Source organism: Embleya sp. NPDC056575, from assembly GCF_042793325.1.
Classification (GTDB): domain Bacteria; phylum Actinomycetota; class Actinomycetes; order Streptomycetales; family Streptomycetaceae; genus Embleya.
The window spans coordinates 140382-150194 of sequence record NZ_JBHTVA010000016.1; the positions used below are offsets into that span (position 1 = coordinate 140382).

The window sequence follows — 9813 nt, forward strand, 5'->3', positions numbered from 1 at the left end:
GGCGTACACCTCGTACGCCCCCGACGCCCCGCTCATCCGATCCTGATCCCGCCGTCGGCCCGGCCGCCCGCGCGCCCGGCCGCTGTCGGCGGGGCTACTTGAGCGCGATCCGGTCGAACAGGATCAGGCCGTCCTCGAACAGCGACAGGCCGTCGATCTTGGCGCTCTTCCCCTGGACCGCCGCGGCGAAGGACTTCTCGTAGGCGAAGAACGGGACGTCCTTGACGATCTCGGCCTGCACCGTCTGGTACGCGGCCTTGCGCACCGCCGGGTCGTCACTGTTGCGGGCGTCGTCGAGCGCCTTGTCCACCGCCGGGTTGTTCCACTTGGTGCGGTTCTCCGAACCCTTCGAGTGGGTGAAGTTGTAGAGCACCGGCTCCGGTTCGTCGAAGGTGATCACGAACTCCGAGGCCTGGAAGTCGTTGTTGATCATCACCTTCTGGATGTAGGCCGCTCCCTCGAGGAATTCGGTCTTCATCGTGATGTTCTTCATGTTGCCGATCTGGGTGAGCCAGTACTCGGCGGTCAGTCGCGCGCTGGCGCTGCTGTTGGTGGTGTACGTGAAGTTCAACGACTTGCCCTCGGCGGCCAGTTCGTCGAGCAGCTTCTGCGCCTCGACCCGGTTGTTGGTCGCGTACACGGCCTCCGGGTTCGCGAACGGCGACGCGGGCTGGAACAGGCCCTTGAGGGTCTGGCCCGGCGAGCCCTGGATCGTCTGGTTGCGGTCGTCCGGGTTCATGATCAACGCGAACGCGCGGCGGGCGCGCGGGTCGTTGAACGGCGGCTTGGACGTGTCGAACATGGTCATGAAGCCACCGCTCTTGGGGTCGAGCGTGACCGTCATGCCGTCCTTGCGGGCCTGTTCGGTGGACGGGAAGTGCGCGGTGGTCATCAGCTGGGCCTGACCCGAGGACAGCGCGGCCAGCCGCTGCTTCTGGTCCATCACCGGCTTGAAGATCAATTCCTTGAGCGCGGGCTTGCCCTGGCCCCAGTACGAGTTGTTGCGCTCCAGCGTGAGCTGCGAGTCGCGCATCCACGTCTTGAGCTTGAACGGGCCCGCGCCGACCGGCTTTTGCGCGAACAGCTTCGGGTCGGAGCGGATCGCCGTGGGCGATCCGATGAACGCGAGGTTGTGCGCCACGACGAGGTCGAAGTGGGCGTTCGGCGCGGGCAGCGTGACCTTGACGGTCAGCCCGTCGACCGCCTCGAACTTCATCCCCTTGACGGCGGTGAACTGTACCGACCTGTTCGCGGGGTCGGCGTGCCGCTCCCAGTTGAACTTGACCGCCTCGGCGTCCAGGGCGGTGCCGTCGGAGAACTTCACGTTCGGCCTGAGCTTGATCGTCCACACCGAGTTGCCCTCGGCGGCGGTCGCGCTCTCCGCGATCTGCGGTTCGGCCTTGCCGGTCTTGGGGTTGATCCAGAAGAGCATGTCGAACACGGCCGCGGCCTGGTTGCCGCCGGTGAGGGAGGACACCGTGGTCATGACCGGGTCGATGCCCTTGGCCTCCTGGGTGATGAGCACCGTCATCGAGCCGGAGGCTCCGCTGCCGGCGGCGTCGTCGCCGCCGCAGGCGGTGGCGCCGAGCGTCAGGCCGACGAGTCCCGCGACCACGCCGGATCGGCGCAGCAGGCGGGTTGAGAAGGGTGTGGAGTTCACGGTTCGCACGGGACGCTCCTGCGTTCGGGAAGCACAAGGCACGCCGTCCCGGGAGCGGGGTGGCGTCGTTTTCCTTGATCCAGACGTGGATGTACGGCCACGGTAAGGAGAAATCTGACGGTCCGTCAAATAACAATTCTGCACCGTCCGTGACGGTACCGCACCCCCAATCCCCAATTTCCACCACCCGATGTGACGCTCCGTCAGCAATCATGGACCCTGGGCCCGGAGCACAATCCACCCCGGCCGCGGACCGGGCAGGACCTGCGGTCGAACGCCTTCCGGACCGTCGGCCTGCCCGGCCCTCGACGAATACCGCACCCGGATCCCGGACGCGGCCCAAACCCCGAAGCCGGCAATCCACTTCCTGGCGCTCGATCACCGGAGCCCACACAACCATCACCACCGGCAACCCGGGACAGGCACCCACATCGCCCCGGCCCCGAGCCCTCGAAAACAACGCGCCGCACAGCGACAACGCGGGACGAACACGGACGCGGGCGCGATGGCTCGCCGCACGGGCGGGACACCCCGGACACAGGCAGGACGCTCGCCACATGGGTAGGCCGACCCGGGCGCCGGCGCGGTGGCTCGCCGCACGGGCGGGGCGACCCGGGCGCCGGCGCGGTGGCTCGCCGCACAGGCAGGGCGACCCGGGCGCGGGGTGCGATGGCTCGCCACACGGGCGGAACACCAGTCGGGACGGCCCGGACGCAAGGCGGAATGGCCCGAGCACGGGCGGAACGACCGGAGCACCCAGCGGAACGGCCCGGACGCCGATCGAGGCGGCCCCGGGCACCTGACGCGACGGCGGCAACGCAATCCACATCGGTACCCCTTGCGACCCGTGCCGCGCCGACGCCATGAAGCAGGTCGGCGGCGGGGCAGCGAGCCGGAAGGTCGACCGAGATCCGCACCGCGGACGGAAGTCGAGGAGGACGCGGCCGGTGTCGTCCACCGGTTCATCGGGCGGTGGGGCACCCGGCGCGACCTCGTCCAGGCGTAGTCCCGCCCGCCGACGCTGCCGGGTGGCGGCGTCCTCGTGACCGACGCGCCGCCGTTGCCGCAGACCCGCGCGGCGGCGCCCACCACGCAGGCACCGGGTGCGCCCTACGCCACGGTGACCACCTGGGTGACGCCCATGCGCGACGCCGATGCGGGCGCGCCCCGGCGTCCGGACCTCGATGCCTACCGGGGGTCGTTCAACTTCCTCTTGACCCGTTGCCGGGAAAAGCCCGAGGAGATCAAGGCGCACGTCATGAGGATCGCGCCGGCCTCCACCCAGGACGCCGAGGGCAAGCACTACTGGACGCCCACGGCGCTCGGCGCCATACGTGCGCCCACGACCGGGAACCAGTGCGTGCGGGTCAGCGGATAGCCGTCACGACGCGCTCACCGGCGCGCTCCACAAGACCGGCCCACGCCGCCGGGTGCACGGCGAGCACCGGGGAGTCCACGACCTTGCTGTCCCTCACCCCGACAACGGCTCCCAGAACCGCGACCTCGACGCAGTTGTCGGTGTCCGTGTACGAAGAGGTGCGCCAGCCTGGTGCGCTGCCACCTCGACCGCCGTGCATAGTGCCCGTCTCCGCTCGTCGATGCGTTCGAGCGTAGCCACGGTCGGCAGAGCCGTCGTGGACAGGCGCTCGAAGACTGCCCGGAAGGACATCACATCATCGGGGGATTCCACCAGCACGGAACCGGTCAGTTGTTCCAGCCACGCGACTACCCGGCCGGGCGACATCTCCAAAAGCAGGCACGGCGACGGCACCACGAAGGCCGCGTCGAGCGGAAGCATCTGAATCGACACCTGAGGGTTCTGCGAAGCCAGCGCCAGGAGATGCCCCATCTGGTCGGCGAGTACCGCGAGTCCGCCGATCGGCTGGTGCAGAGCCGCCTCGGAGACGATGAATGAGGCAGGTCGGCCGGAACGCATCAACCGTTCCGACCGCTGCATCCGGATGCGCACCCTTTCGTACGCGGCTGAACTGGGAATCGTGGGATTACGCATCTGAGCCGCCGACAACGCGTACGCAGGCGACTGAAGCAATCCGGGGATCATCAACGTCTCGTAGGACCACAGCGAGATCGCGTCCTTCTCCAGCCGGATCAGCTGCCCCAGGCGCTCGGGGATGTCATCCAGGAGGTTGCGCCAACCCGCATCGTCTTCCCGCTCCATGCGACTCGCATCACGCGGAGCCAGTGCGGCTCGCTCGACGGCAGCCAAATCGTAGGGCGCTCGGAAACCCAGGTCCTCCGGCGACAGTCCGAACATCGCGGTCAACACCCGGCGCGCGTCGGGGTGCGGCCAAGGAGGGTTGGCCGACTCCCAGCGGCGCACCTGGCGCACGGAGATGGAGATCTTGATGCCCTCCGCTCGCGCCACGCGGTCGTACGCTTCGGCAAAAGCCTCCTGTGAGTACCACTTTCGCAGGTGCCGGGCGGCAACGAATGCCGGGTTGCCGGGCTTGATCGAGCGCTTCACGACGCTCCCAAGATGGCCACCAAGACACGGTAACAACCTTGATCAGCGCATTTGGCCGAATCTCGATTCTTCGCCCTGGCGAAGAGTGGCGATCGGGGTCATCGATGCGCGTACCGCCCGCGACGAGTCAGGGCCGGAGGCCCCTGAGGGTCAAGTCGACCAGGCTGTCGGCGTATTCGGGGGTCAGGGGGCCGCTGCGGAGTAGCCAGCGTTGGTACAGGGGGGCGTAGAGGAGTTCCAGAGCCAGGTCGAGATCGAGGTCGGGAGCGAGCTGGCCGGCGCGTTGGGCGCTGCGTAGGCGCTCCTTTTTGGCCTCGTCCACGGGGGCGGCCATTTTTTCGTGGTAGAGCCTGGCCAGCTTGGGGTCGTTGATGATCTCGGCGTTGAGGGCGCGGATCGGGCCTTCGAAGGCGGGGTCGGCGAACTCCGCGACGGTCTCCCGCATCAGGTATTTGAGGTCTGTCTCGAGATCTCCCGAGTCGGGCAGCACGATGCCCTCGCCCGGGTCGCTCAGGGCAAGGAATGCCTCGAAGACGACCTCGCCCTTCGAGCCCCACCAGCGGTAGATGGTCTGCTTGCCGACGCCCGCCCGCGCGGCGATCGCCTCGATGGAGAGCTTGGCGAAGCCCAGTTCGGAGACGAGTTCGCGGGCGGCGGTCAGGATCGCCCGACGGGACTGTTCGCTGCGTCGGGACGGATTCGGCCTGCCGGCGGATCCTCCCTCGGCACGCGCGCCCTCCGCGCTGCGGTCACTGCTGTCGTCGATGGTCATGCACCCACTGTACCGCACGAACGAGACGATACGTCTCGTCTTGACAAGAGCCCGTCGATTTGCACATGCTTCACGAAGTCCGAGCGAGACGATACGTCTCGTCTTGACATTCCAACACCGAAGATGCATGCTTCAGCGAAAGGAAACGAGACGCAACGTCTCGTCTCACAATCAAGGAGTTGTCACCCATGTTCCGCACCCGGCTCTCCGGCGCACCCTTCGCCCAACACGTCACCGACGCGTTCTCGGTCCTCGACATGCGGACCACGGGTGCCCCGGCTCCGCGACTCACCGCCGAGGCCGCGGCGAGTCCCACCGAGGCCGCCCGGCCGATCGTGCCGCCTCGGCCGCAGCTTCGGCGCGCTCGGCGCGTCGGCGTCCCCCAACCCCCTCAGACCGGTCGTCGCACGGCGACCTCGTCCGGCTACCGACCCAGGTGAACCCGATGACGACAACCACAACATCCACACCGCCCGCCCAGGCCGACCCCACCGACCCCAGCCACCTGGAAGAGAGCACGCACATGACCACCGCGCCTACTGCCGCCACAGCCACAGCCGGCCAAGCAACCACCGCCGCCGTCCCCCGCGCGCCCCGCGTCTGGTTCATCACCGGTGCCTCTCGTGGCCTGGGCCGTGCCTTCGCCGAGGCCGCACTGGTCGCCGGTGACCGGGTCGTCGGCGCCGCGCGGGATGTCACCCCGCTGGCCGATCTGGTCGCCGCGCACGAGGACCGCTTGCGGCTCCTGACCCTCGACGTCACCGACCGCGACGCGGTGTTCCGCGGCGTGGCGCGTGCCGTGGCGGCCTTCGGGCGCATCGACATCGTCGTCAACAACGCGGGAGCCGGCCTGATCGGCATGGTCGAGGAGGTGACGGAAGCCCAGGTCCGCGCCCACTTCGACGTCAACTTCTTCGGTGCCCTGTGGGTGAGCCAGGCCGTACTCCCCCATCTCCGCGACCAGGGTTCGGGCCACATCGTGCAGATCAGCTCGATGGGCTCGGCCGTGGGCTTCGCCGCCACCGGTCTCTACAGCGCGAGCAAGGGCGCCCTCGACAACATGTCCGGTGCGCTGGCCATGGAGGCGGCGGGCTTCGGGGTGAAGGTGACCCTGGTCCAGCCCGGTGGCTACGAGACCACGCTGTTCACCCAGGGTCTGACCACGACGACCGAGAACGAGGTGTACGCGCCCCTGCGCGCCGAACTGGCGAAAATGTGGGGGGAGTCGAAGGACGCCGACCCGGCGAAGGCGGCCGCCCTGTTGCTGCGCGTGGTCGACATGGCCGAGCCGCCGCGTCGGATCATCCTGGGCGGCGCGGCCTACGACATGATCGCCGAGCTCGACCGGGCCCGCCGGGAGGAGGTGGCCCGGTGGGAGGAGCTGAGTCGCGAGGGCGACTGATGCCGCGGTTCGGCCGCCCGCGCGGCGGCTGCTGGTCCACCTCTTCGGAATTGGCTCCTGACGGCAGGCCACTCGGCCAGTACGGTCGGCACCATGGGTGCAGAACGTCGCGGTTTGCTGTTGGGCATGGCGGCCTACGTCATGTGGGGCCTGTTCCCCCTCTTCTGGCCACATCTGAAGCCTGCGGGCCCGGTCGAGATCCTGGCTCACCGGATGGCCTGGTCGCTGCTGTGCATGCTGGTCCTGCTCGCGGTGCTCCGGCAGTGGTCGTGGATTCGCGAATTGGCCCGCACCCCGGGCAAGTTGATCACCGTGACGGTGGCCGCCGTGATGATTTCGATCAACTGGGGCACGTACATCTACGGCGTCAACCACGACCAGGTCGTGGAGACCTCGCTGGGCTACTTCATCACGCCGCTGGTACTGATCGGCATCGGTGTCGTGGTCCTCGGCGAGCGCCTGCGCAGGATTCAGTGGGCCGCGGTGGCGCTGGGGGTCGCCGCGGTGGTGGTCCTGATCGTGGCCTACGGCCGGGTCCCGTGGATCGCGCTCACGTTGGCCGCGTCGTTCGCCACCTACGGCTACGTCAAGAAGCGGATGAACCTCCCCGCGACCCACTCGCTGGCGGTCGAGACGGCGGTGATGTTCCTGCCCGCGCTCGGCTACCTGGCCTGGTTGGCCTGGACCGGCGAGGGCACGTACGGGCACGAGGGGGCACCGCAGGCGCTGATGCTGATGGGCGCGGGCGTGATCACCGTGATCCCGCTCCTGTGCTTCGCGGTGGCGGCCAACTCGGTGCCGCTCAGTTCGATCGGCATGCTGCAATACCTGGCTCCGATCATCCAGTTCGGGATCGGCGTGGCGGTCAACCACGAGCCCATGCCAGCGGCCCGGTGGGCGGGGTTCGGTCTGGTGTGGATCGCCCTCGTGGTGCTCACCTTCGACGCGATCCGCCAGTCCAGGCGCGAGCGGATCGCCGTTGTGCCCACCGCGCGGGCGGCCGGGGCCCCGGCCGCTGTCGAGTCCCGGGATCTGCCGGTCTCGACCGCACCGGAGCGGGAGGCGGCCTCGTGAGCGTCGAACAGTTGCGGCTGGCCGTCTACCGGGGCTTCGCCGACACCGGGCGGGCGCCCTCCGACGCGGAATTGGCGGCGACGCTGGGCGTTTCGGAGCCGACCGTGCGTGCGGGGTTGCGGGCCCTGCACGAGCAGCGGCACATCGTGCTGCGCGACGACGCGATCGTGATGGCGCATCCGTTCAGCGCGGTGCCATTGGGATTTTCGGTGATGGGCCGGCACACCCTGTGGTGGGGCGGCTGCGCGTGGGATTCGTTCGCCGTGCCGCACCTGGTGGGCGAGGAGGTGCTGGTCGCGACCCGATGTCCGGGGTGCGAGGGGGCACTGGCCTGGAACGTGGGCATCGACGAGCCGCCGAAGGGCGACGAGGTGGCGCACTTCCTGGTCCCGATCACGATGTTGTGGGACGACGTGGTGCACGCGTGCGGCAACCAGCGGCTGTTCTGCGACGAGGGCTGCGTGGATCACTGGCTCGCCCGCACCGGCCAGACCCGGGGCTACGTCCTCGACCTCACCAAGCTGTGGCGCCTGGCCGAACACTGGTACGAGGGCCGCATGCACCGAGGCTACGAACGCCGAGACCCGGCATCGGCAGCCACATACTTCACCTCGGTGGGCCTCCAGGGCCGATTCTGGGGCCTGTGACACCTACGCGCACCGGACCACCCTCGCGGCCGAGGCCCGAAGACCCGAGGGTCGGCGAGCAGCCGGGGTGCGGCCGATGATCAGTTGTCGGCCACCGCGAGCGTGACGCCGAAGCCGGCGATGACCGTACCGGTCGACGCGTCGAGCGCGCGCCGAAAACGCGGCCGGCGCAGCCTCGCGCGCAGGCTGTTCGCGCCGAGGATGATCGCCGCGAACCACACCATGCCCTCGATGTCGTGGACGAGGGCGAGCAGTATCCCGAAGGCCAGATGCGGAGCACCGGAGGGAATGAACTGCGGGATCATCGCCATATAGAAAACGCCGACCTTCGGATTGGTCAACGACGTGAGCACGCCGCGCCCCCACGCCGACCACAACCCGGGGACGGCCTTGCCACCGGCTGCCGAGGCGCCCTCGACATCGATGTCGACCTCGGTATAGCGATTCACCCACGCAGCCCGCAGCAATCCGTAGGCAAGCCAAAGCAGGTAGCAGGCACCGACAACGCGCAGACTCGTATACGCAACCTGAGATGTGGTCAGCACCGCGGAAACACCGGCCGCCGCAGCCGCACCCCAAACCAACGTCCCGGACCCTATGCCAAGCGCGGTCGCGAACCCGTGCCGATTCCCCCGAACCAGCGCCGCCCGCAACACAATCGCGGTATCCGGCCCCGGCACAACCGTCAACAGCCCCGCAACCAGGGCAAACGAAGCAAGGTACGAGAGGGCATCCATGCAGGCATGCTGCCGGCACCGGAAGCTGACGCATAGCCGGGTCGGGTTCCCCGACGGGGCTTCCCAAGTGCGCCAGGCCGGCCCTGACTCGCGTTGCACTTCCGGTCACGGGGCACCGGTGCGGGGCTGACCCGAGCCGACGGTGGCCCGCCGCCGCCGCACGGGGCCCCAAGACCCTGGGCTCCCGACGAGACGAGTGTGTTACTCACCAATAACAGTCCGGCAGCGGCGAAGCGGGAGGACGGCCGGGTCGAGTCCGCCGACGAACCTCCCCAGGTGGACCGGGCGTTCCCAGCGGGCATCGCGCTTGTGGTTCCGGTTGACTGGTCCGCGCCCGTCCAACCCGCTCATGGGCCACCGCCGGCGTGCGGCCTCCAAGACGACGGCCCCCGACGAGACAGGCATCTCGCTCGCCGAAGACCAGCCGGCAACGGGGGCGGGGGGTGGTCAGGTCGAGTCCGCCAGGGAACCTTCCCGAGCAGGCCGGACGTTCCCGGCGCGCGTTACACCTTTGGTCGCGTGGGCTGGTCCGGGGCTGGTCAGAGCCGATGGTGGGCCGCCGCCGGCGTGCGGGGCTCCGAGACGAAGGGCTCCCGACAAGACGGGCGTGTTGGTCGGCGAGAACCGGCCGGCAGCGGGGCGGGAGGAGGTTCGGGTCGGGTTCCCCGGCCGGCCTTTCCGAGTGGGTCAGGCGCTTCCGGCGAGCGTTGGGCTTGTGGTCGCGGGTGGCTGGTGCGGGGTGGGTCAGAGCCGGTGATGGGCCGCCGCCGGCGTGCGGGGCTCCGAGACGAAGGACTCCCGACAAGACGGGCGCATTGCTTACCGAAAACCGGCTGGCAGCGGGAGCGGGAGGGGGCTCGGGTCGCGTTTCCCGGCCAGCCTTTCCGAGTAGGTCGGGCGCTTCCGGCGAGCGTTGCGCCTTTGGTCACGGATGGCTGATGCGGGGTGGGTCAGAGCCGGTGATGGGCCGCCGCCGGCGTGCGGGGCTCCGAGACGAAGGACTCCCGACAAGACGGGCGCATTGCTTACCGAAAAC

General features: G+C 69.0%; 10 protein-coding genes. 5 read left to right on the forward strand and 5 right to left on the reverse strand.

Annotation, left to right across the window (positions count from 1 at the left end; genetic code table 11):
• Positions 1 to 94: 94 nt before the first annotated feature.
• Positions 95 to 1660, reverse strand: a complete 1566-nt coding sequence (locus ACFRCG_RS15345) for an ABC transporter substrate-binding protein (RefSeq protein ID WP_380031719.1) — start codon at positions 1658 to 1660, stop codon at positions 95 to 97.
• A 1042-nt stretch (positions 1661 to 2702) separates the two neighbouring features.
• On the opposite strand from ACFRCG_RS15345, the gene ACFRCG_RS15350 reads away from it, so the two are divergent.
• Positions 2703 to 3038 carry a hypothetical protein gene (locus tag ACFRCG_RS15350; protein ID WP_380031720.1) on the forward strand — a complete coding sequence of 112 codons (336 nt, stop codon included), beginning with the start codon at positions 2703 to 2705 and terminating at the stop codon, positions 3036 to 3038.
• Here the strand turns inward: ACFRCG_RS15350 and ACFRCG_RS15355 are convergent.
• The 3 genes from ACFRCG_RS15355 to ACFRCG_RS15365 form a co-directional block, all read right to left on the reverse strand.
• On the reverse strand, positions 3028 to 3153 hold the full coding sequence (locus tag ACFRCG_RS15355; protein ID WP_380031765.1) for a DUF397 domain-containing protein: 126 nt from the start codon (positions 3151 to 3153) through the stop codon (positions 3028 to 3030). The two genes, ACFRCG_RS15350 and ACFRCG_RS15355, sit on opposite strands and share 11 nt — an antisense overlap.
• Entirely contained in the window at positions 3132 to 4145 is a 1014-nt protein-coding gene (locus tag ACFRCG_RS15360) for a DUF5753 domain-containing protein (protein WP_380031723.1), read from the reverse strand. Before ACFRCG_RS15360 ends, ACFRCG_RS15355 begins: the two co-directional genes overlap by 22 nt.
• A gap of 127 nt (positions 4146 to 4272) precedes the next feature.
• The gene (locus tag ACFRCG_RS15365) at positions 4273 to 4917 is read right to left on the reverse strand and encodes a TetR/AcrR family transcriptional regulator (protein WP_380031725.1); all 645 of its coding nucleotides are present in this window, start codon (positions 4915 to 4917) and stop codon (positions 4273 to 4275) included.
• 188 nt (positions 4918 to 5105) lie between these two features.
• Between ACFRCG_RS15365 and ACFRCG_RS15370 the strand changes: the two genes are divergently transcribed.
• From ACFRCG_RS15370 to merB, 4 genes are all read left to right on the forward strand, one after another.
• Positions 5106 to 5357 carry a hypothetical protein gene (locus ACFRCG_RS15370; RefSeq protein WP_380031726.1) on the forward strand — a complete coding sequence of 84 codons (252 nt, stop codon included), beginning with the start codon at positions 5106 to 5108 and terminating at the stop codon, positions 5355 to 5357.
• A gap of 5 nt (positions 5358 to 5362) precedes the next feature.
• On the forward strand, positions 5363 to 6319 hold the full coding sequence (locus ACFRCG_RS15375) for an SDR family NAD(P)-dependent oxidoreductase (protein ID WP_380031728.1): 957 nt from the start codon (positions 5363 to 5365) through the stop codon (positions 6317 to 6319).
• 93 nt (positions 6320 to 6412) lie between these two features.
• Entirely contained in the window at positions 6413 to 7393 is a 981-nt protein-coding gene (rarD, locus tag ACFRCG_RS15380; RefSeq protein ID WP_380031731.1) for an EamA family transporter RarD, read from the forward strand.
• Positions 7390 to 8040 (forward strand): organomercurial lyase, encoded by a 651-nt coding sequence (gene merB, locus ACFRCG_RS15385; RefSeq protein WP_379995833.1) that lies wholly within the window; start codon positions 7390 to 7392, stop codon positions 8038 to 8040. The genes rarD and merB overlap by 4 nt, the downstream gene beginning before the upstream one ends.
• Positions 8041 to 8120: 80 nt before the next feature.
• On the opposite strand, the gene ACFRCG_RS15390 is transcribed toward merB, so the two are convergent.
• The gene (locus ACFRCG_RS15390; RefSeq protein WP_380031732.1) at positions 8121 to 8777 is read right to left on the reverse strand and encodes a LysE family translocator; all 657 of its coding nucleotides are present in this window, start codon (positions 8775 to 8777) and stop codon (positions 8121 to 8123) included.
• Positions 8778 to 9813 lie beyond the last annotated feature (1036 nt).